This window comes from Micromonospora sp. C97 (assembly GCF_018070385.1).
GTDB classification, from domain to species: domain Bacteria; phylum Actinomycetota; class Actinomycetes; order Mycobacteriales; family Micromonosporaceae; genus Micromonospora; species Micromonospora parva.
The window spans coordinates 1-20,431 of record NZ_JAGPXU010000003.1 but is presented as its reverse complement, the minus strand read 5'-3'; the positions used below and the strand labels follow the sequence as shown (position 1 = coordinate 20,431).

The 20,431-nt window shown below is 71.5% G+C and carries 19 protein-coding genes; 11 read left to right on the top strand and 8 right to left on the bottom strand.

From position 1 onward, the window contains the following. Nucleotides 1-39 precede the first annotated feature (39 nt). Nucleotides 40-1,299, bottom strand: coding sequence for a DUF2786 domain-containing protein (locus KBX26_RS06425; RefSeq protein ID WP_036410967.1), 1,260 nt, complete (start codon nucleotides 1,297-1,299; stop codon nucleotides 40-42). Nucleotides 1,300-1,615: 316 nt separating this feature from the next. Between KBX26_RS06425 and KBX26_RS06420 the strand changes: the two genes are divergently transcribed. Then, on the top strand, nucleotides 1,616-2,098 hold the full coding sequence (locus KBX26_RS06420) for a DUF2243 domain-containing protein (protein ID WP_210864947.1): 483 nt from the start codon (nucleotides 1,616-1,618) through the stop codon (nucleotides 2,096-2,098). After that, nucleotides 2,095-2,931: a cytochrome c oxidase assembly protein gene (locus tag KBX26_RS06415; RefSeq protein ID WP_307857758.1), complete on the top strand. Its 837-nt coding sequence runs from the start codon at nucleotides 2,095-2,097 to the stop codon at nucleotides 2,929-2,931. Before KBX26_RS06420 ends, KBX26_RS06415 begins: the two co-directional genes overlap by 4 nt. Nucleotides 2,932-2,985: 54 nt before the next feature. Here KBX26_RS06415 and KBX26_RS06410 read toward each other — a convergent pair whose 3' ends face one another. The 6 genes from KBX26_RS06410 to KBX26_RS06385 all read right to left on the bottom strand — a co-directional run bounded on the left by KBX26_RS06410 (nucleotide 2,986) and on the right by KBX26_RS06385 (nucleotide 10,396). Continuing rightward, nucleotides 2,986-3,309 carry a hypothetical protein gene (locus tag KBX26_RS06410; protein WP_210864946.1) on the bottom strand — a complete coding sequence of 108 codons (324 nt, stop codon included), beginning with the start codon at nucleotides 3,307-3,309 and terminating at the stop codon, nucleotides 2,986-2,988. 165 nt (nucleotides 3,310-3,474) lie between these two features. Further along, nucleotides 3,475-4,692 (bottom strand): CaiB/BaiF CoA-transferase family protein, encoded by a 1,218-nt coding sequence (locus tag KBX26_RS06405; RefSeq protein WP_307857757.1) that lies wholly within the window; start codon nucleotides 4,690-4,692, stop codon nucleotides 3,475-3,477. After that, entirely contained in the window at nucleotides 4,689-6,854 is a 2,166-nt protein-coding gene (locus KBX26_RS06400; protein WP_210864945.1) for a 3-hydroxyacyl-CoA dehydrogenase NAD-binding domain-containing protein, read from the bottom strand. Before KBX26_RS06400 ends, KBX26_RS06405 begins: the two co-directional genes overlap by 4 nt. Nucleotides 6,855-6,868: 14 nt before the next feature. After that, nucleotides 6,869-8,083 (bottom strand): acetyl-CoA C-acetyltransferase, encoded by a 1,215-nt coding sequence (locus KBX26_RS06395; protein WP_210864944.1) that lies wholly within the window; start codon nucleotides 8,081-8,083, stop codon nucleotides 6,869-6,871. Beyond that, nucleotides 8,073-9,239 (bottom strand): acyl-CoA dehydrogenase family protein, encoded by a 1,167-nt coding sequence (locus tag KBX26_RS06390; protein WP_210864943.1) that lies wholly within the window; start codon nucleotides 9,237-9,239, stop codon nucleotides 8,073-8,075. The genes KBX26_RS06395 and KBX26_RS06390 overlap by 11 nt, the downstream gene beginning before the upstream one ends. A 179-nt stretch (nucleotides 9,240-9,418) precedes the next feature. Next, nucleotides 9,419-10,396, bottom strand: coding sequence for a YafY family protein (locus KBX26_RS06385; protein ID WP_210864942.1), 978 nt, complete (start codon nucleotides 10,394-10,396; stop codon nucleotides 9,419-9,421). A gap of 100 nt (nucleotides 10,397-10,496) precedes the next feature. Here KBX26_RS06385 and KBX26_RS06380 point away from each other — a divergent pair, with 100 nt between their 5' ends. The 4 genes from KBX26_RS06380 to KBX26_RS06365 all read left to right on the top strand — a co-directional run bounded on the left by KBX26_RS06380 (nucleotide 10,497) and on the right by KBX26_RS06365 (nucleotide 13,202). After that, nucleotides 10,497-10,895 carry a VOC family protein gene (locus KBX26_RS06380; protein ID WP_210864941.1) on the top strand — a complete coding sequence of 133 codons (399 nt, stop codon included), beginning with the start codon at nucleotides 10,497-10,499 and terminating at the stop codon, nucleotides 10,893-10,895. A 96-nt stretch (nucleotides 10,896-10,991) separates the two neighbouring features. After that, on the top strand, nucleotides 10,992-11,648 hold the full coding sequence (locus KBX26_RS06375) for a TetR/AcrR family transcriptional regulator (protein ID WP_030329507.1): 657 nt from the start codon (nucleotides 10,992-10,994) through the stop codon (nucleotides 11,646-11,648). A 77-nt stretch (nucleotides 11,649-11,725) separates the two neighbouring features. Beyond that, the gene (locus KBX26_RS06370; protein WP_030329505.1) at nucleotides 11,726-12,574 is read left to right on the top strand and encodes an MBL fold metallo-hydrolase; all 849 of its coding nucleotides are present in this window, start codon (nucleotides 11,726-11,728) and stop codon (nucleotides 12,572-12,574) included. Between the two features lie 7 nt (nucleotides 12,575-12,581). After that, nucleotides 12,582-13,202, top strand: coding sequence for a CGNR zinc finger domain-containing protein (locus tag KBX26_RS06365; protein WP_030329503.1), 621 nt, complete (start codon nucleotides 12,582-12,584; stop codon nucleotides 13,200-13,202). Nucleotides 13,203-13,211: 9 nt separating this feature from the next. Here KBX26_RS06365 and KBX26_RS06360 read toward each other — a convergent pair whose 3' ends face one another. Continuing rightward, complete coding sequence (locus KBX26_RS06360) at nucleotides 13,212-14,075, bottom strand: zf-HC2 domain-containing protein (protein WP_210864940.1); 864 nt, start codon at nucleotides 14,073-14,075, stop codon at nucleotides 13,212-13,214. A 72-nt stretch (nucleotides 14,076-14,147) separates the two neighbouring features. Here KBX26_RS06360 and KBX26_RS06355 point away from each other — a divergent pair, with 72 nt between their 5' ends. The 5 genes from KBX26_RS06355 (at nucleotide 14,148) to KBX26_RS06335 (ending at nucleotide 20,320) form a co-directional block, all read left to right on the top strand. Next, complete coding sequence (locus tag KBX26_RS06355; protein WP_210864939.1) at nucleotides 14,148-15,188, top strand: TRM11 family methyltransferase; 1,041 nt, start codon at nucleotides 14,148-14,150, stop codon at nucleotides 15,186-15,188. Nucleotides 15,189-15,478: 290 nt separating this feature from the next. Then, complete coding sequence (gene kdpF, locus KBX26_RS32140) at nucleotides 15,479-15,568, top strand: K(+)-transporting ATPase subunit F (RefSeq protein ID WP_036410889.1); 90 nt, start codon at nucleotides 15,479-15,481, stop codon at nucleotides 15,566-15,568. Further along, the gene (kdpA, locus tag KBX26_RS06345; protein ID WP_210864938.1) at nucleotides 15,568-17,223 is read left to right on the top strand and encodes a potassium-transporting ATPase subunit KdpA; all 1,656 of its coding nucleotides are present in this window, start codon (nucleotides 15,568-15,570) and stop codon (nucleotides 17,221-17,223) included. Before kdpF ends, kdpA begins: the two co-directional genes overlap by 1 nt. A gap of 20 nt (nucleotides 17,224-17,243) precedes the next feature. Further along, nucleotides 17,244-19,439, top strand: a complete 2,196-nt coding sequence (gene kdpB / locus KBX26_RS06340) for a potassium-transporting ATPase subunit KdpB (RefSeq protein WP_210864937.1) — start codon at nucleotides 17,244-17,246, stop codon at nucleotides 19,437-19,439. Next, nucleotides 19,439-20,320: a potassium-transporting ATPase subunit C gene (locus tag KBX26_RS06335; RefSeq protein ID WP_210864936.1), complete on the top strand. Its 882-nt coding sequence runs from the start codon at nucleotides 19,439-19,441 to the stop codon at nucleotides 20,318-20,320. The genes kdpB and KBX26_RS06335 overlap by 1 nt, the downstream gene beginning before the upstream one ends. The last annotated feature ends 111 nt before the right edge of the window (nucleotides 20,321-20,431 follow it).

Below are 20,431 nucleotides of genomic sequence, written 5' to 3'. Positions count from 1 at the left end.
GCAGAAACCGGCGCCGAGGGCGGTCCCACGCCGCAGCGTTCAGCGCGGATCGGGTCGACCGGGCACCTGCCGGGGTTTCCGACCGCCGCCGACGTCCAGTGACGCCCGGTCGGCGGCCGAGGTGCCGGACGACCAGCCCTCGGCGTCGCGCACGCTGAGCCGGCGCCGGGTGACCCCGGGGAAGAGCGTGTCCAGCCGCTCCCGGACCGCCTCGCCCCGCGCCGCGAGCACCGGCAACAACCGTTCCGCCCCGGCCGTTGCCTGGTCCGCGTCGGTTGCCGCATCCGTGGCCGCCTCGGTGGCCGTCCGCAGCCGCTCGCCGATCCGCAGCGCGAACGCGTTGAGGAAGGACTCGTCCCAGACCTTCGTCCGCCGCCCCGACCCCGGCCGCCGCTCGGCGCGCCCGCGCAGCATCGCCGCAGTGGCCTGGACCAGCAGCGACGTGTAGAGCAACTCCACCGCCACCAGGTCGGCGGGCCAGCCCAGCACGGTCGCGAAGCCGAGATCGTCGGACCAGACCGCCTCGCACCGGTTCGCCGCCGCCACCTCCTGCACCAGCAGCGCCTTCGCGCCCGCGTACGGGGTGTCGGTGCTCAGCCGCACCCCGCCGGGCAGGTCGCCGCTCTCCGCCCCGGCGGCCAGCAGCGCCTCGTCGATGCTGTGCCGGGCGATCAGCTCCTGGGCCTTACCGGTCAACGCCTCCGCCTCCGCCGGAAAGGTGGTCGACTCGGCCTTGGCCAGCAGCGCGCGTACCCGATCGAGCATCGGTGACCCGCTGCGAGCCGGGCCGGCGGCGCGCGACAGCGCCGCGCCGCTGGTGCCCGGCGGTGGGCGCAGCACGGCGATCGGCGGCAGGCTCTCCACCAGCGCGAGGGTGTCCACTGCGGTCCGGAGCGCGTCCGCCCGGTCCAGCCCCTCCCGGGCCGCCCAGCTGGTCAGCACGCTGCGGTCGTCACCAGTGGTTGCCGCCAACGCGCGTAGCTGGTCGTCCCACCAGGCCGGGACCGGCTCGGCCTGGTCGCGGCGCTGAACCGCCATCGCGTGGCGGACCAGCCGGGCCGCCCGGGCGTCGAGCCGCCGACCGGTGATCCGGTCCACGTCGACCGGCTGCCACCCGCGCAGCCACAGCTGGCCGAGAGCACGGACCAGGCGACGCAGCAGTGCCTCGTCCACAGCCGTGGTGCCGTCCGCGACGCCGGTGCCGACCATCAGGTGGTCCAGCTGCCGTTCGGCGTGCCGAACGTCAGTGCCGCGTACCGCCGCGAGCGCACTGGCGACGAGTTCGTCAGCGTCCGGCACGGGCACCTCCTTCTCGGGATCACGCTGTCGCTGCACCTCGGGCTCCGGCCGTCGCTGCCTCTCCAGGCTCCATGATCATGCCGTCCGTGGCCCGGGAGTCGCGAAACGGGGAGGTCATCGGCCATCCGACCGTCCGCCCGACCTTGATCAACACGGCTTCCTGGAAGTCGCGGTGTGCCACTCGGCCGGACACCCCAGTTTCACCAAACCCGTGTTGATCACTCCTCGCGCGGTCGCCCGTCCTCGGCTTCGCCGGCATGGTTCGTCTGGTCCGGGGTAATTTGAGGCCGGCCTGACGCGGATGCGAGGTGTGGTGGTGGCCGATCTCCCCCTGCCAAGCGCACGCACCGCCGACGTGCGTTCCTCCATTCTCGTCGGCGTCCTGATCGGCATCGCAATCATGGCGGCGGTGGACGAGATCGTCTTCCACCAGCTGCTCGCCTGGCACCACTTCTACGATCGCTCCACCCCCTCGGTGGCGCTGCTCTCCGACGGGCTGCTGCACGCCGCCGAGGTGATCGCCCTGGTCGGTGGGTTCTTCTGGTTCGCCGACCTGCGTCGGCGGGGCGCCCTGTCGAGCCGGCTGGCCTGGGGTGGTTTCCTGCTCGGCGCCGGCGGATTCCAACTCTTCGACGGGATCGTCGACCACAAGGTGCTCCGGCTGCACCAGATCCGCTACGGCGTCCACCTGGTGCCGTACGACGTGGTCTGGAACCTGGCCGGCGCGGTGTTGCTGCTGGCCGGCGTCGCTGTCGTCTGGTGGGCCCGGTCCCGTCGGGCCGGTGGCGAGCCGCGGTGACGGTGACAGTGCCGCTGGCGCACGCCGGGCACGGTGCGGCCGGGCCGGCCTGGCTCCCGTTGTTCCCGGTCGCCGTGCTGGCGGGCGGCTACCTGTTGGCCGCCGTCCGCGACCCACGGGGTTGGGACCACCGGCGCACCGTCGCCTGGCTGGTCGGCTGCGCCCTGCTGGCGCTCGCCGTCGGCCCGCTCGCCCAGACCTCCGGTGACCCGCGCGGGCACATGGCGCAACACCTGCTCCTCGGCATGCTGGCACCGCTCGGGCTGGTGCTCGGCGCCCCGGTGACGCTGTTGCTGCACGTCGCGCCTGCGCCGATGCGCCGGCTGGTGGGCCGGCTGCTGCGTGCCCGCCCGCTGCACCTGCTCGCCCACCCGGTCACCGCCGCGCTGCTGAGCACCGGCGGGTTGGCGCTGGTGCTGCTCACCCCGCTGTACGCGGCGGCCGAACGCCACCCCGCCCTGCACCATGGCGTGCACCTGCACTACGTGGCCGCCGGGTACCTCTTCGCCTGGTCGTTGGCCGGGCCGGACCCGGCGCCGCAGCGCCCGGCGCTGGCGGTCCGGGTCGGCGCGCTCCTGACCGCCGCGGCCGGCCACGCCGTGCTGGCCAAGTACCTGTACGCCCAGGCCGAAACCCTGCCGCCCGGCCTCACCGACCGGGACCCGGAAGCGTTCCGCTCGGCGGCCCAACTCATGTATTACGGCGGTGACCTGGCCGAACTCCTCCTGGCCGTGGCCCTCTTCGCCACCTGGTACCACTGCCGTCGCCCCCGGACCCGCCCGTCGCCGCCCGCGTCGATCAAGAGGTTGGCGTCGCCACGGGCGGAGCCCTGACACCACACTCCTGATCAACACCGTGGTGGTATGTGTGTGGCGCACAACCCGCTGCTAACCTGGGTGGTGCAGGAGGCTCTCGCTTGAGGGTTCCCGCAACCGCCTTAAGGGCCCGCTCACGCGGGCCCTTCGTGCATCTGGCGGGCTGTGGGCGACCAGCACCAGGAGTGGGTACCGCCGCTGCTCGACCCAGGACCAGAGCTTTTCGTTCGCCGCCGCCTCGCCTGGATCGTGACCTGTGCCGTTGACCATCCGGCGATACAGGAAGGTCACCAGATCCACGGCCTGCACCAGCCGCGAGGCGTGCGACGGCGCGAGGCCGTAGCGGTCGACCCCGCGCAAGATGATCGTCACATCGTGGGCGCCGATGGTCTTCATTGCGCCGTTGTAGACGGCGACCTCGTCGAGGGCCGTACTCAACGGTGTACGACTCGTCCAGATAGGTGAGCAGCACCCACAAAGGATAAGACGTCGCTACACACTGTGTTTGGCGCGACGCGCCCCCTGCCGACGGGTCGACATGGTTCACCGACCACCTGGCTGTCAGGTGTGGTGTGGCCAGGTGGTCAGGATTTCCTTGACCGGCATCGCGTCGCGCTGTGGGTCGGGTGCTGGGGTGGGCCGTTTCGGTGGTGTGCGGTCGAAGCGGGGTGCCGGTGCCGGTTGGATCTCGCCGTCCACCTCGACGAACGTGCCCCGGGCGGCGTTGTGTGGATGCTGGTGCGCCTCACCGGGGGCGAGCACCGGCGCGACGCACGCATCCAGGTCGGCGAAGACCGCCGTCCACTCGTCCCGGGTCCGCTCGGCGAACCGTGCGGTGAACCGGCGGCGCAGCTCGTCCCAGCCGCTCGGGTCGTACTGGGCCGGCAGGTCCGGGTCGTCGGCGAGGTCGAGGCCGGTGAGGAGTACGGCGTAGAAGGCCGGTTCCATCGCGCCGACAGCCATGAATCCGCCGTCGGCGGTGGTGTACGTGTCGTAGAACGGCGCCCCGCCGTCGAACATGTTGCGCCCGCGCGGCGCGGCCCACAGGCCGGTGCCGAGCAGCCCGTGCAGGAACGAGGTGAGCAGCGCCGAACCGTCCACCATCGCCGCGTCGACCACCTGGCCGAAGCCGGAGCGCTCCCGCTCCAGCAGCGCGGCCAGCACACCGACGGCGAGCAGCATGCCGCCGCCGCCGAAGTCGCCGAGCAGGTTCATCGGCGCGTACGGGCGTTCGCCGGCCCGGCCCAGCGGCTCCAACGCCCCGGCGACAGCGATGTAGTCGATGTCGTGCCCGGCTCGGGCGGCCAGTGGGCCGTCCTGCCCCCAGCCGGTCATCCGCGCGTACACCAGGCGGGGGTTGCGGGCCTGGCACACCTGCGGGCCGAAGCCGAGCCGCTCGGCCACCCCGGGCCGGTACGCCTCGACCAGCACGTCCGCGCGTTCGACGAGGTTCAGCAGGTCCGCCACCCCGGTCGGGGACTTCAGGTCCAGTGCGGTGACCCGCCGCCCGCGCTGCAACGGGCCGCCGGTCGGTGCGGCCAGCCGGCCCGCACCCGGTGCGCCGGGCCGGTCCACCCGCACCACGTCCGCGCCGAGGTCGGCGAGCACCATGCATCCGAACGGCGCCGGCGCGAGGCTGGCCAGCTCGACCACCCGTACCCCGGCGAGCGGACCGCCGCGCGTCGGGCCGTCCGGCGCGGTGCGCGGGCCGTCGTGCCCGGCGGCTCCCGGGTCGTCGGTCGGAGCCGAACCGCCGGGGCTCGGCCAGGAGGCCGTCACGCGACGCCCACCGGTTCGGCGGGGTGGTCGGTCGGGGCGGCGAGGCGGGCGACCAGGTCGGTCGGGGGCGTGAACCGGTCGCCGTAGCGGTCGGCCAACTCGGTGGCGCGGGCCGCGAAGCCGGCGGGGCCGCCCGCGTACTGCCGCACGTAGCGGATCACCCCTCCCGTCCAGGCCGGGAAGCCGATGCCGAAGATCGAGCCGATGTTGGCGTCGGTCTCGGTCCGCAACACTCCCTCGTCGAGGCAGCGCAGCGCGTCCAGCGCCTCGGCGAAGAGCATCCGTTCCTGAAGGTCGGTGAACGGCACCGCCCGGCCCGCGTCGGTGATCAGGTCGGCGAGACCGGGCCACAGCCGTCCCCGGGTGCCGTCGTCGTAGGAATAGAAGCCGCGTCCGGCGGCGCGCCCCGGCCGGTCGTACGCGTCGACCAGTTCGTCCACCAGGCGGTGCGCCGGCAGCGGGCGGAACTCGTCGCTGGCCGCCTCGAACTGGCGGCGGATCCGCTGGATCAGCGTGAGGCTGACCTCGTCGGCCAGAGCCAGCGGCCCGGTCGGGTAGCCGGCCTGAAGGGCGGCCTGCTCCACCGACGCGGCGGGGACACCGTCGGCGACCATCCCGATCGCCTCGTCCATGAACCGGCCGATCACCCGGCTGGTGAAGAAGCCTCGGCCGTCGTTGACCACGATCGGGGTCTTGCCGATCCGCCGGCCCAGGTCGAACGCCCGGGCCAGCGCCACGTCCCCGGTCCGTTCGCCCACCACGATCTCCAGCAGCGGCATCCGGTCGACCGGGGAGAAGAAGTGCATGCCGATGAAGTCCGCCGGCCGGTCCACTCCCTCGGCCAGCCCGGTGATCGGCAGGGTGGAGGTGTTGGAGGCGAGCAGCGCGCCGGGTGCCAGCACGGGCAGCACCTCGACGAAGACCTGCTGTTTCAACGCCGGGTCCTCGAAGACCGCCTCGATCACCGCGTCGCAGCCGGCGAGGGCGTCCACCTGGTCGGTGGTGGTGATCCGGCCCAGCACGGCGCGGGCCTCCGCCTCTGTGGCGCGGCCCTTACGGACCTTGCGGGCCAGCAGCCGTTCGGCGTGCTCGCGGGCCCGCCCGGCGGCCTCCGGCGTGACGTCCCGGACCACGACGTCCAGCCCGGCGGTGGCGCAGGCGTACGCGATGCCCGCGCCCATCATGCCGGCCCCGAGCACCGCCACCCGGCGTACCGGCGGGGCGTCCACGTCGGCCGGTCGGGCGGCGCCACCGTTGACGGCCTTCAGGTCGAAGAAGAAGGCACCGATCATGTTCTTGGCGACCTGCCCGGTGAGCAGGCCGATCAGGTGCCGGGTCTCCACGGTCAGGGCGGTCTCCAGGTCGACCTGTGCGCCCTCGACGGCGGCGGCCAGGATCGCCTCGGGCGCCGGTAGCCGGGCCCCCTTGAGCTGCTTGCGCAGGGTCGCCGGGAAGGCCGGCAACTGCGCGGCCAGTGACCGGCTGGACGGTGTGCCGCCCGGCATCCGGTAGTCCGGGCGGTCCCACGGCTGCTTCGGCTGCGGGTTGGCCGCGATCCAGGCCCGTGCGCGCTCCAGCAGCTCCGTCGGCGTGGCCACCACCTCGTCGACGATCCCGGCGGCCAGGGCGTCGGCCGGGCGCATCCGCCGGCCGGTGAGCAGCACGGTGGTCAGCGCACCGGCCAGGCCGAGCATCCGTACCGTCCGGGTGACGCCGCCGGCCCCGGGCAGCAGGCCCAGGGTCACCTCGGGCAGCCCGAGCCGGCTGTCGGGCGCGTCCAGCGCGATCCGGTGGTGGCAGGCGAGCGCGATCTCCAGGCCACCGCCGAGCGCGGAGCCGTTGACAGCGGCGACCACCGGCCGGCCCAGCGTCTCCAGGCGGCGCAGGTCCCGTTTGATGGTGCCGAGCAGGTCGGCCAGCGCTGGCGCGTCGGCGCGGGTGGCCCGGATCATCTCCGGCAGGTCGCCGCCGGCGAAGAATGTCGGCTTCGCACTGGTCACGATGACCCCGACGAGATCGGGCTCGGCTTCCAACCGGTCGAGCGCCGCGCTCATCGAGGCGACGTACGCCCGGTTCATGGTGTTGGCGGACTGGGTGGGGTCGTCCAGGGTGAGCGTGACGATGCCGTCGGCGCCGCTGTCGTACCGGATGGTGTTTGTCATTGTCGTCCTCCGGGTCAGCAGCGTTCGAGAACGGTGGCGACGCCCATGCCGCCGCCGATGCAGAGGGTCACCACGGCGCGGCGCAGGTCGCGGCGCTCCAACTCGTCCAACGCGGTGCCGAGCAGCATCGCTCCGGTCGCGCCGAGCGGATGGCCGAGGGCGATCGCACCGCCGTTGACGTTCACCCGGTCCGGGTCGAGGCCCAGGTCGCGGACGTACTTGAGGACCACCGCGGCGAACGCCTCGTTGATCTCGAACAGGTCGATGTCGTCGACTGTCAGCCCGGCCACGGCGAGCGCCTTGTGGGTGGCCGGGATCGGGCCGGTCAACATCAGCGTCGGGTCGGCACCGGTGACCGCCGCGCCGACGATCCGGGCGCGCGGGGTGAGGCCGAGATCCTGACCCACCTGCTCCGACCCGATCAGCAGCAGCGCGGCGCCGTCCACGATGCCGGACGAGTTGCCGGCGTGGTGGACGTGCTCGATCGCCTCCAACCAGTGGAACTTCTGCAACGCGACGGCGTCGAAGCCGGCCGCCTCACCCATGGTGGCGAAGGACGGGGTGAGCCGAGCGAGGGCCTCCCGGGTGGTCTCCGGGCGTGGGTGCTCGTCGACGGTGAGGATGTCCAGGCCGTTGCCGTCGCGGACCGGCACCAGCGAGCGGGCGAAGTGCCCGCCGGCCATCGCCTTGGCGGCCCGTTCCTGCGACCGCAGCGCGTAGCCGTCCACGTCGTCGCGGGTGAAGCCCTCGAGGGTGGCGATCAGGTCGGCGCTGACGCCCTGCGGCACGAACGACGTGGCCAGCGCGGTCTGCGGGTCGGTGGCCCAGGCCGCCCCGTCGGAGCCCATCGGCACCCGGGACATCGACTCGACCCCGCCGGCCAGCAGCAGGTGCTCCCAGCCGGAGCGGATCCGGGCGGCGGCGGAGTTGACCGCCTCCAAACCGGAGGCGCAGAACCGGTTGAGCTGCACCCCGCCCACCTGGTCGGGTAGCCCGGCCAGCAGCGCGGCGGCCCGCGCCAGGTCGCCGCCCTGCTCGCCGACCGGGGTCACGATGCCGAGCAGCAGGTCCTCCAGCCGACCGACGTCCAGGCCGGGGTTGCGCTCGCGCAACGCGTCGATCAGGCCGACCACCAGGGAGATCGGTTTGACTCCGTGCAGCGCGCCGGTGTCCCGGCCGCGTCCGCGCGGGGTGCGGACCGCGTCATAGACGTACGCCTCAGAGGGCACGGGCGATCAACTCCTTCATGATCTCGTTGGTGCCGCCGTAGATCTTCTGGACGCGGGCGTCGGCGTACATCCGGGCGATCGGGTACTCGGTGGTGTAGCCGTAGCCACCGAAGATCTGCAGGCACCTGTCGACGACCTCGCACTGCCCGTCGGTGAGCCATGACTTCGCCATGGCCGCAGTGGACACGTCCAGGTCACCCCGGTCGTGCCGGACGATGCAGTCGTCCAGGAAGACCCGGCTGACCCGGGCGCGGGTGGCGCACTCGGCGAGCACCATCCTGGTGTTCTGGTGACCCATCAGGGGCTTGCCGAAGGCGGTGCGCTCCTTGGCGTACGCGACGGTCAGCGCGACAGCGCGTTCCATGGCGGCGACCGCGCCGACGCCGATGACCAGTCGTTCCTGCGGGAGTTGCTGCATGAGCTGGACGAAGCCCAGCCCTTCGGTGCCGCCGAGCAGGTTGGCCGCCGGCACCCGCAGCTCGTCGAAGAACAACTCGGCCGTGTCGTTCGCGTGCAGCCCGATCTTGGACAGCAGTCGCCCTCGGCGGAACCCCTGCGGGTCGCCGCCCACCTCGCAGACCAGCAGCGAGACGCCAGCCGCCCGCTGCTCGGGGTCGGTCTTCACGGCCACGATGATCAGGTCGGCCAGGCCGCCGTTGGTGATGAACGTCTTCGCGCCGGTGACCACGTAGTCGTCGCCGTCACGGACCGCCCGGGTACGCATCGCCTGCAGATCGGAGCCGCCGTCCGGCTCGGTCATCGCGATCGCGCCGACCAACTCACCGCTGCACAGGCCGGGCAGCCAGCGTCGCTTCTGCTCCTCGCTGCCGTACGCGACGAGATAGCCGGTGACGATGCCACTGTGGACGGCCAGCCCGAGGCTGCTCTCCCCGGTGTACGCCTGCTCGTGCAGCAGCACTGCCTCGTGGGTGAATCCGCCGCCACCGCCGCCGTACTCCTCGGGGACGGACAGGCCGAGCAGCCCCAGCTCGCCGGCGCGCCGGTAGTGCTCGCGGTCCGGGTGGCCCTGCGCCAGCAGGCGTTCGGCGTGCGGCAACACCTCCTTGGTGAAGAAGGTGCGGGCCAGTTCGGCCAGGTCGTCGTGTTCCGGCTCGCGCCAGGGTGAGGGGGAGCCGTCGGTCGGGGGAGTCGGCATGTGCACCACCCTCGCGCGCTGTTGGCGGCATGTCAATAAGCCATCACCGGCGGCGGCACACGGACCGACCGGCGGACTGGACTCGACAAACGATCAACGGAGACGAGGAGATCTTGGACAGTTTCCGTTACGAGCTGACGGAAACTGTCCAAGATTGCCGAACATCCGGTGTCGGACGGCTAGCTGCGGGCCGACTCACGTCGTGCCGAGGCCGCCAGCCGCTCGGCGAGTGCGACGACGCGGTCGCGGAGTTCGTCCGGGCGTTCGATGACGAACGGCAGGTCGAGCGCGGCGAGCACGCCGGGCAACCAGTCGAGGCTCTCGGCCCGGATCTCCACGTCCTGCCAGCCTTCGTCCGCGCCCTCTCGCACCTCGGCGATGCTGGCCGGTAGCCGCCTGCGGATCTGCTCGACTGTTCCTTGTATCCGCAGCGACACCGCGTGCGGGTACGGCGCTCGTGCCATCGAGCTGAGAAGGTGCCCGGCCGGATCGTTTCCGGCGGGCGGCTCGAACGAGCCCGGCAGCGGTCTCGCGTCCGCGATGCGGTCGAGTCGAAGGGTTCGTTCCTCGCCGATGTCCGGATCGACCCCGGTGACGTACCACCGGCCGGCATGGTTGACCAGCCCGAACGGATGCAGCACGCGGACGCTGCGCCGGCCGTCGCCCGAGGTGTACTGCACCGAGATCGGCCGGTGATGGCGGACCGCCTCGGCGACGGCGAGCAGTACCTCGGTCTGCGGCGCGGGGAAGTCACCGGGTTCGGCGGTGAAGGCGAGGGACTGGAGTGCGGCGTCCAGTCGGTCCGCCGTCCGTGGCGGCAGGACGCGACGGATCTTCGCGGCGGCTGTCTCGCCCGCCGTGTCCGTTGCCGTCGCCAACCCGGCACGGCGGCCGGCGATCAGGCCGAGGAGGACGGCGAGGGCCTCGTCGTCGTTGAACATCAGCGGCGGCAGGCGATAGCCGGCGGCGAGCCGATACCCGCCGTAGCGACCGCGCACCGACTCGACCGGCAGGTCCAGGTCGACCAGGTGGCTCACGTAGCGCCGCACCGTGCGCGGTTCGACACCGAGGCGCTCGGCAAGCTCGGCCATCGTCCGGACGCCGCCGGACTGCAGGAGCTCCAGCAGTGCGAGCACCTGGGCTGTCGGTCGTGCCACGGTCCGAACTTTATCAAGAATACTGGCCCAAATCTGTCCAGTATTCGCTCTAGCGTGATCTCGACGGACCGTTAGCGACCGCTTTGAGCAGGGAGAAGACATGGACTTCGTCTCGATCCGCATCATCACCGACGAGATCAACCGCCTGGTCGGCTTCTACGAGAAGATCACCGGCGTGCAGGCGACCTGGGGCAACGAGGACTTCGCCGAATTGCGCACCACCCACGGCACGCTGGCGATCGGCAGCACCCGCACCGTCGCACTGTTCGCGCCCGGCTCGGCCCGTCCGGCCGACAACCGCAGCGTGATCATCGAGTTCCGCGTGGAGGACGTCGACGCGCTGTACGAGAAGCTGAAGAGCGTGGTGGACGACTTCGTGAACGGGCCCACGACCATGCCCTGGGGTAACCGAGCCCTGCTTTTCCGGGACCCCGACGGCAACCTGGTCAACTTCTTCACCCCGGTGACTCCGGCCGCGATCGAGAGGTTCAGCCGTTGACCGCTCGGCGCGGCCTTGAGGCCGGCAGCTCCGAGGAGGGACGGGAGGGCGTCGACGCCGAGGCCGGCGGCGTGAGCTGTCGATAGGGTCGGGCAGATGAGTGTCGAGACGGCTCCGCGCCGCCGCCGGTTGGAGCCGGACGCCCGGCGTGGGCAGATCCTGGCCTGCGCGGTCCGGCTGTTCGGCGAACGCCCGTACGCGGAGGTGTCGACCACCGACGTCGCCCGCGAGGCGGGTGTCGCCCGAGGGCTGGTCAACCACTACTTCGGCGCGAAGAAGGACCTCTACCTGGAGGTCGTCCGGGTGATGGTGACCATCCCCGAGGTGGCTGTGGAGCGGCTGCCCAAGGGTGACCTGCGGACCCGGGTGGAGGCCAGCGTCACCTGGTTCCTCGACGTGGTGTCCCGGCACAGCACCTCGTGGCTGGCTGCGGTCACCGCCCGGGGGATGGGCGGCGACGCCGATGTGGAGCGGGTGCTCGCCGAGGCCGAGGAGGTCGCCGCGGACCGGATGCTGGTCGCCGTCGGGCTGGCCGAGGAGGCCGAGAACCACGAGGAGCTGCGGGGGATGGTCCGGGCGTACTGCGGGCTGGCCATCTCGACCGCCCGGGAGTGGCTCCAGCGTGACGCGCTCACCCGCGCCCAGGTGCACCTGCTGCTCACCACCACGCTGCTGACGATCGTGGAGCAGGTCATCCCGCAGGTCATCGCGGGGGAGGGCGTGACGCAGAAGACTCGGCAAACGGCTGGGTGAAATAGGCATACGGCTTATGCTTATTTCGTCGGTGGGGGTACGCCGACTGTCGCGACCCGCGTCACCGAGGAGGAGACATGTCCCCGTCTGCCCTGTCCTACGAGGTCCTGGTCTTGGACGGCCCGGTCCGGGCCGGAGAGCAGCGCATGCCGGACGGCTCGCCCATCCACTTCAATCCGACAGCCACCACCCTGATCTCGGGGGCCGAGGAGGCGCTGCTGGTGGACCCGCCGTTCACCCACGAGCAGATCGCGACGGCGGGAGACTGGATCGAGCGGTCGGGCAGGCGGCTGACGGCCATCTACGCCACCCACGGGCACGGCGATCACTGGTTCGGTGCCCCCGAGCTGGTCAAGCGCTTCCCCGACGCCGTCACCTACGCGACGCCCGGGACCATCGAGGTCATGCACCAGCAGGCCACCGTCGGGCGCCAAGAGGTGTTCGACAAGGTCTTCCCCGGGCTGATCCCGGAGTCGCCCGTCGATGCCATTCCGGTGCCGCCCGGCGGAATCCTGCTCGAAGGCAACGTCGCCCAGCCGGTCGAGACCGGGCACACCGACGGCGACCAGACCACTGTCCTGCACGTGCCGTCGATCGGTCTCGTGGTGGCCGGCGACGTCGTCTACAACGGGGTCCACCAGTACCTGCTGGAAACCGTCAACGGTGGCCTGAGGGAGTGGCTCAAGGCCCTCGACCGCGTCGAGGCCCTCGCGCCCCGGGCGGTCGTCGCCAGCCACAAGAACCGCAACCGCCCCGACGACCCGTCGAGCATCGACGAGACCCGGCGGTACCTGCTGAACGTGGAACGGCTGTTGGCGGAGAAGTCGACGGCCCTTGAGTTCTTCGACGCGATGATGGAGCTCTATCCGGACTGGGTGAACCCGGGACCGCTGTGGTACGGGGCGCTCGGCCTGATCGGAAAGTGACGTGACAATGCCGTCGGTGTCCCCTCCGCCGTGGCCCGCGACCGCGAGATACGGCCTCGAGCCCGCACCAGGTGGCCTCGGGCTCGTCCAGGACCTGCTCAACACGCTCCCGGCCGGCGCACCGCGTCAGCCGGATCTCCTCGACGATCTCGACAGCGCCACGCAGTGGGCGCACGATGTCGCCGCCCGGTGGTCGACGGCCACCGGGCGGCCGGCACCCGACGTGACGCTCGACCCGGCGGGCCTACGGGCGCTGCGGACCTTCCGCGACGAACTGCGGTACGGGATCGACGCCAGGCTGCACGCCACACCGGAAGCCGGGCCGCCCGAGCCGGCGCCCGCCCCTCGCACCACGGGCGCCACGCTGCGGCTCGACGGCAACGGCTCGGTCCACCTCGATCCCGCCGGGACGGGGGCCGAACTGCTTGTCTCCCTCGTCCTGGCGGAGCTGTTCGCGGCGCACCTCACCGACGTCGGCCGGCGCGTCAAGACCTGCCGCAACCCCCGGTGCCAGGTGGCGTTCTACGACCGCTCCCGCAACAACAGCGGGGTCTGGCACTCCGTCCGCGTCTGCGGCCTTCCGGCGAACCTGCGCGCCCACCGGGCCCGGCAGCGGCAGGCGGACTGACGCGACCGCTCAGGCGGCCCGGCGTTCGTCGGTCCGACCGGTGCGCGCCGCCTGGGCGGCCTGACCGGTGCGCGCCGCCGGGGCGGGGTAACGGTCGGCCGCCTGCGCCGGATAGGAATCGGGGCGTACCACCCGCAGCGGCCGGTCCACCTCGTCCGCGCCGAACCGCCAGCGCGACGGCGTCGGCTGCCGCTGCGGTGCCGGTCCGCCAGGGCGAAGACCGGGCCGGGACAGCAGCACGGTGATCAGGTAGCCGACCACCAGGAAGCCGTGGCTGATCAGCCGTTCCCCGCCCACCGATCCGGTGGCCAGGTCGTTGACCGACAGCAGCAGCAACGTGCCGACGAACGCGCTGAGCATCGGCAGCAGCCCGGCGGGCGGGCTGCGGCGCAGCGCCACGAACAGGAACCCGGCGCCCACCGCCACGTTCCACGCCGCCGACTCGTGCCACAGGTGCTGGCCGGTGGGGTGCAGGTGGTCGGCGGTGGCGCCCCGGCCCACCTGGGCCAGGCCGAGCACCAACTGCACCGCGCCGAGCAGGCCGAGCGCCGACCGCAGGCCGACGACGAGCGCGGCGCGGCCGGGCAGGCGGGGCCGCCAGCGCGACCGGCGGGCCGGCGGCGTGTCACTGGCGCTGGCAGCCGCGTCGCCAGCGGCGCTGCCGCCGACGGCGGCCAGGATCGCCGCCGTCCGGTCCGGCACCTCAACCACCAGTCGGGTACGAACCCGACGGGTCAGCGCGGCTGCCGCCGTGAACCAGGCCCGGCAATCGGCGCACCCGTCGAGGTGCCCCTGCACCGCCGTCAGTTCGGCGGCGGTCTCCTCCCCGTCCAGTTGCGCGGACAGGACCTCCCGCCACTGCTCACACCCCATGTACCGGTAGTCGCTCCGGCAGCCGCTCCGGTTCCCGGCGAGAGTGACTGGTTGTGGAATACTCGCCGGATCATGACGCGTTACGGCCTGCTGATCCTGCCCGCCACCAACCGGGTGTACGCCCGCGCCGCCGTCGACCTGACCCAGGCGGAGCTGGAGATCTTCGGCCGCTCGGCGCTGGACGGTCGGATCGGTGAGCTGGACACCGCTGTCGTCGGAGGGGCGTCGTACATCACCTTCACCGGTGACGGGCTGACGGAGCGTGACCTGGCAGTGCTGGGCAACCTCTCCGCCGGGTACGCGTTGTTCGAGATCGTCGGCGAGCTGCTGCGGCCGATCGAGTGGAGCCGGCTGGACCGCTACGACGACGACCTGCTCACCATCCAGAAGTACCCGGGCAAGACCAACGAGCAGTTCACCAAGCTGCTGCTCAACGTCACACTGCTCGCCTCGGACTGGGCCACCGAGATGACCAGCCGCCGGTTCCGGGTGCTCGACCCACTCTGCGGTCGGGGCACCACCCTCAACCAGGCGCTGATGTACGGCTTCGACGCGGCCGGGATCGAGCGCGACCAGAAGGACGTCGAGGCGTACCGGGCGTTCATCACCACGTGGTTGAAGCAGAAGCGGGTCAAGCACCGGGTGCTGGAGTCGGGGCCGGTGCGGCGGGAACGCAAGGTGGTCGGCCGGCGGGTGCGGATCGAGTTGGCGCCGACCCGCGAGGAGCACAAGGCCGGCCAGACCCAGCTGCTGGACGTGGTGAACGCCGACACCGCCCGGTCGGCGGAGTTCTTCCGCCCGCAGACCGTGGACCTCGTCGTCGCCGACGCGCCGTACGGCGTGCAGCACGGCAGTCGTACCGCTGGGCAGGGATTGACCCGCGACCCGCTGGCGCTGCTCGCGGACGCCGCCCCGGTCTGGGCCGGGTTGTTGCGCCCCGGCGGTGCGTTGGGGGTCTCCTGGAACACCCACGTCGCCAGCCGGGACGACGCGGCTGCGGCCCTGGCCGACGCCGGCCTGACCGTCGTGGACGAGGAGCCCTACCGCGCGCTGCGGCACCGGGTCGATCAGTCGATCATGCGCGACGTGCTGGTGGCCCGTAAGCCGGCCTGACCGGCCCGCACCTCTCCTACCGGCCTCACCCGTCCGGTCTGTGCCGCATTTCACCTGTTCAGTGGGCAGGTGTGAAAACCACGTCAAGAAAAGGTTCGCCGCCGTCATGGTCGCGTTATGACCCCTGCCGGCCGGCGGGTGGTGGGGCTTTGATTGCCCGGCGCGACCGGAAGGCGGTCGCGACGAACCTTTCCGGTATGAGGAGTCAGCGTGTCTGACGTGGTGTTCGTGGTCCTGACGGTGGCGCTGTTCGCAGCGCTCGCCCTGGTGGTCCGGGCGGTGGAGAAGCTGTGAACGCGGTAAACGCCGTCGGTCTGGTGCTCGCGGTGGTGCTGGGCGCGTTCCTGGTGTTCGCCCTGCTGTTCCCGGAGCGCTTCTGATGACCATGACAACAGCGGGCGTCATCTTCGTGCTGACGCTGGTGGCGGCGATCGTCGCCGTCTACAAGCCGTTCGGCGACTACATGTTCCGGGCGGTCTCCGGCACCAAGCAGTCGCGGGTCGAGCGGGGCATCTACCGCCTGGTCGGGGTCAACCCCGCCGCCGAGCAGACCTGGGGCGTGTACGCCCGCAGCGTGCTGGCGTTCTCCGCGGTCTCGATCCTGTTCCTGTACCTGTTCCAGCGGGTGCAGAACCACCTGTGGCTGTCGCTGGGCTTCGACCCGGTGGTGCCGCACGGGGCGTGGAACACGGCGGTGTCGTTCGTGACGAACACCAACTGGCAGTCGTACTCGGGTGAGTCGACGATGGGTCACCTGGTGCAGATGGCCGGCCTGGCGGTGCAGAACTTCGTCTCGGCGGCGGTCGGCATCGCGGTGGCTGTCGCACTGGTGCGCGGCTTCGCCCGCAGCCGCACCGGGCAGCTCGGCAACTTCTGGGTCGACCTGACCCGGATCGTGCTGCGCATCCTGCTGCCGATCGCGGTGCTCGGCGCGATCGCGCTGATGATCGGCGGGGCGGTGCAGAACCTCTCCGGTGGCACCGACGTGACCACGTTGACCGGCGGCACCCAGACCATCACCGGCGGTCCGGTCGCCAGCCAGGAAGTGATCAAGGAGCTGGGCACCAACGGTGGCGGCTTCTACAACGTCAACAGCGCCCACCCGTTCGAGAACCCGACCGCCTGGACGAACTGGCTGGAGATCTTCCTGATCCTGCTGATCCCGTTCAGCCTGCCCCGGGTGTTCGGCCGGATGGTCGGGCAGAACCGGCAGGGGTACGCCATCGCCGCGGTGATGGGCATCCTTGCCGTCGCCAGCGTCGCCATCACCAACATCTTCGAGCTGGCCGGCCACGGCACGGTGCCGCAGGCGGTCGGTGCGGCCATGGAGGGCAAGGAGGTGCGGTTCGACGTGTCGAACTCGGCCACCTTCGCCGCCGCCACCACGCTCACCTCGACCGGTGCGGTGAACTCGTTCCACGACTCGTTCACCTCGCTCGGCGGCATGATGACGATGGTCAACATGATGCTCGGCGAGGTCGCGCCGGGCGGCACCGGTTCCGGTCTCTACGGCCTGCTCATCCTCGCGGTGATCACGGTCTTCGTGGCCGGGCTGATGGTCGGCCGCACCCCGGAGTACCTGGGCAAGAAGATCGGGTCGCGCGAGATTAAGTTCGCCTCGCTCTACTTCCTGATCACACCCATCCTGGTGCTGGTCGGCACGGCGGCGGCGTTCGCCACCGGCAACAACTCCACGGCGCTCAACGTCGGCCCGCACGGCCTCTCCGAGGTGCTGTACGCGTTCACCTCGGCCAGCAACAACAACGGCTCCGCCTTCGGCGGCATCACCGTCAACACCACCTGGTGGGACACCGCACTCGGGTTGTGCATGCTGCTGGGCCGGTTCCTGCCGCTCATCTTCGTGCTCGCGTTGGCCGGTTCGCTGGCCCGCCAGGCACCCACCCCAGCGTCCGAGGGCACCCTGCCGACCCACCGACCGCTGTTCATCGGCATGGTCGTCGGCGTCACCGTGGTCCTCGTCGCGCTGACCTTCCTGCCCGCGCTCGCGCTCGGCCCGCTGGCAGAGGGGCTCTGACCACCATGAGGAACGAGGACATGTCCGTCACGTCCGCCCCGACAGAGCAGCTCCCCGGCACGCCCGCCACCCAGGGCAACCGGATCGGCGGGGGCCTGCTCGACCCCAAGCAGTTGATCCGGTCCCTGCCGGACGCGGTACGCAAGCTCAACCCCACCACGTTGTGGCGTAACCCGGTGATGCTGATCGTCGAGGTCGGTGCGGCCTTCACCACCGTCCTGGCGGTGACCGACCCGTCGGTGTTCGCCTGGGCGATCACCATCTGGCTCTGGCTGACAGTGGTCTTCGCCAACCTGGCCGAGGCCGTCGCCGAGGGTCGGGGCAAGGCCCAGGCGGCGACCCTGCGGCAGGCGAAGAAGGACACCATCGCCACCCGACTGATCGACTGGAAGCCGGGTGCCCGGGCCAACACCTACCGCGACGAGGCGGTGCCCGCGCCTGACCTGCGTCAGGGCGACATCGTGCTGGTCGCGGCGGGCGGCATCATCCCCGGCGACGGGGACATCGTCGAGGGCATCGCCAGCGTCGACGAGTCGGCGATCACCGGCGAGTCGGCCCCGGTCATCCGGGAGTCCGGCGGCGACCGCAGCGCGGTCACCGGCGGCACCAAGGTGCTCTCCGACCAGATCATCGTGAAGATCACCCAGAAGCCGGGGGAGAGCTTCATCGACCGGATGATCGCCCTGGTCGAGGGGGCCAACCGGCAGAAGACGCCGAACGAGATCGCGCTGAACATCCTGCTCGCCGCGCTCACGATCATCTTCCTGCTGGCCGTGGTCACCCTCCAGCCGCTCGCCATCTTCTCCAAGGCGTACCAGGCGGCCGCGCCGGACAGCGGTGCGATCACCGGCTCCGGCGTCACCGGGGTCGTGCTGGTCTCGCTGCTGGTCTGCCTGATCCCCACCACCATCGGCGCGCTGCTCTCCGCCATCGGCATCGCCGGCATGGACCGCCTTGTCCAACGCAACGTGCTGGCCATGAGCGGCCGGGCCGTCGAGGCGGCCGGCGACGTCAACACCCTGCTGCTGGACAAGACCGGCACCATCACGCTGGGCAACCGGCAGGCCGCCGAGTTCGTACCGGTCGAGGGGGTCGACGCCGCGACCGTGGCCGACGCCGCGCAGCTGTCCAGCCTGGCCGACGAGACCCCCGAGGGGCGTTCGGTGGTGGTGCTGGCGAAGAACGAGTTCGGGCTGCGCGAGCGGGAGCCCGGCGTGATGCCGCACGCCACCTTCGTGCCGTTCACCGCGCAGACCCGGATGAGCGGCGTCGACCTCACCCCGGACGCCAGCGTGGACGGCGGCGCGTCGGGCACCGGCCGCCGGGTCCGCAAGGGCGCCGCCGCAGCGGTGATGAAGTGGGTACGCGAGAACGGCGGCCACCCCACCGAGCAGGTCGGCGAGATCGTGGACGCGATCAGCGGCACCGGCGGCACCCCGCTGGTGGTCGCCGAACACGTCGACGGTGAGCCCGCCCGCGCGTTGGGCGTCATCCACCTCAAGGACGTGGTCAAGTCCGGCATGCGGGAGCGGTTCGACGAGATGCGCCAGATGGGCATCCGGACCGTGATGATCACCGGCGACAACCCGCGTACCGCGAAGGCGATCGCCGACGAGGCCGGGGTGGACGACTTCCTGGCCGAGGCGACGCCGGAGGACAAGCTCGCGCTGATCAAGCGGGAGCAGGAGGGTGGCCGGCTGGTCGCGATGACCGGTGACGGCACCAACGACGCGCCGGCCCTCGCCCAGGCCGACGTCGGGGTGGCCATGAACACCGGCACGTCGGCCGCCAAGGAGGCCGGCAACATGGTCGACCTCGACTCCGACCCGACCAAGCTGATCGAGATCGTCGAGATCGGCAAGCAGTTGCTGATCACCCGCGGCGCGCTCACCACGTTCAGCATCTCCAACGACATCGCGAAGTACTTCGCGATCATCCCGGCCATGTTCGCCGGCCTCTACCCGAGCCTGGACGCGCTGAACATCATGCGGCTGTCCAGCCCGGAGTCGGCGATCCTGTCCGCCGTCATCTTCAACGCCCTGGTGATCATCGCGCTGATCCCGCTCGCCCTGCGGGGCGTGCGGTACCGGCCGGCCGCCGCGTCGAAGCTGCTCAGCCGCAACCTCCTGGTCTACGGGCTGGGCGGCATCATCGTGCCGTTCATCGGGATCAAGCTCATCGACCTGCTCATCCAGTTCTTCCCGGGGATTTCGTGATGCGCCTACCCACCTGGATCGCCCAACACCTCGCCGCGTTGCGCGCCGTGCTCGTCTTCACGGTGCTGCTCGGCCTGGTCTACCCGTTGGCCCTGGTGGCGCTCGGCCAGCTGCCCGGCCTCAACCACAAGGCCGACGGCTCGCTGATCGTCTCGAACGGAACGACTGTCGGCAGCGCGCTGATCGGCCAGTCCTTCACCGACGCCGACGGCAACCCCGTCCCGCGCTACTTCCAGTCCCGCCCGTCGGCCGCCGGTGACGGCTACGACCCGACCTCCACCTCGGCCAGCAACCTGGGCCCGGAGAGCGTCGTCGACACCATCGCCACCGACCCGGAGGAGTCCAGCGAAAGCCTGCTCACCCAGGTCTGCGGGCGCAGCAAGGCCGTCGGTGAACTCAACGGCGTCGACGGCAGCCGCCCGTACTGCACCGACGACGGGGTGGGTGCCGTGCTCGCGGTCTTCCGCGCGGACGGTCTGACCGGCCCGGTGACCCGGGTGGTCAGCGTCAACCAGGTCGCCCCGGCGACTCCGTTCGTCACCGAGTACCAGGGGGTGACGGTGGAGCCGGCCCAGCCCGGCGAGGACTACGTGGCCGCCGGCGGGGTGGTCACCCCGATCCGGGGCGACGCGCCCGCCGACCCGGCGGTGCCCGCCGACGCGGTCACCGCCAGCGCCAGCGGCCTCGACCCGCAGATCAGCCCGGCGTATGTGGAGTTGCAGGTGAACCGGGTCGCGCGGGAGCGCGGCGCGGACCCGGCGGCGGTTCGCAAGCTGGTCGAGGAGCACACCAGCGGCCGGGCGCTCGGCTTCATGGGGGAGCCCGGCGTGAACGTGTTGGAGCTGAACCTCGCCCTCGACAAGCAGTTCCCCGCACGCTGAGCACCCGCGCCGGTGGGGCCGCCTCGCGCAGATCTTCGCCCGGGGCGTCGGGGTGACCACCACCGCCCTGTCCGGCTCGATCGACGTGCACCTGGTCACCCACAAGCAGGC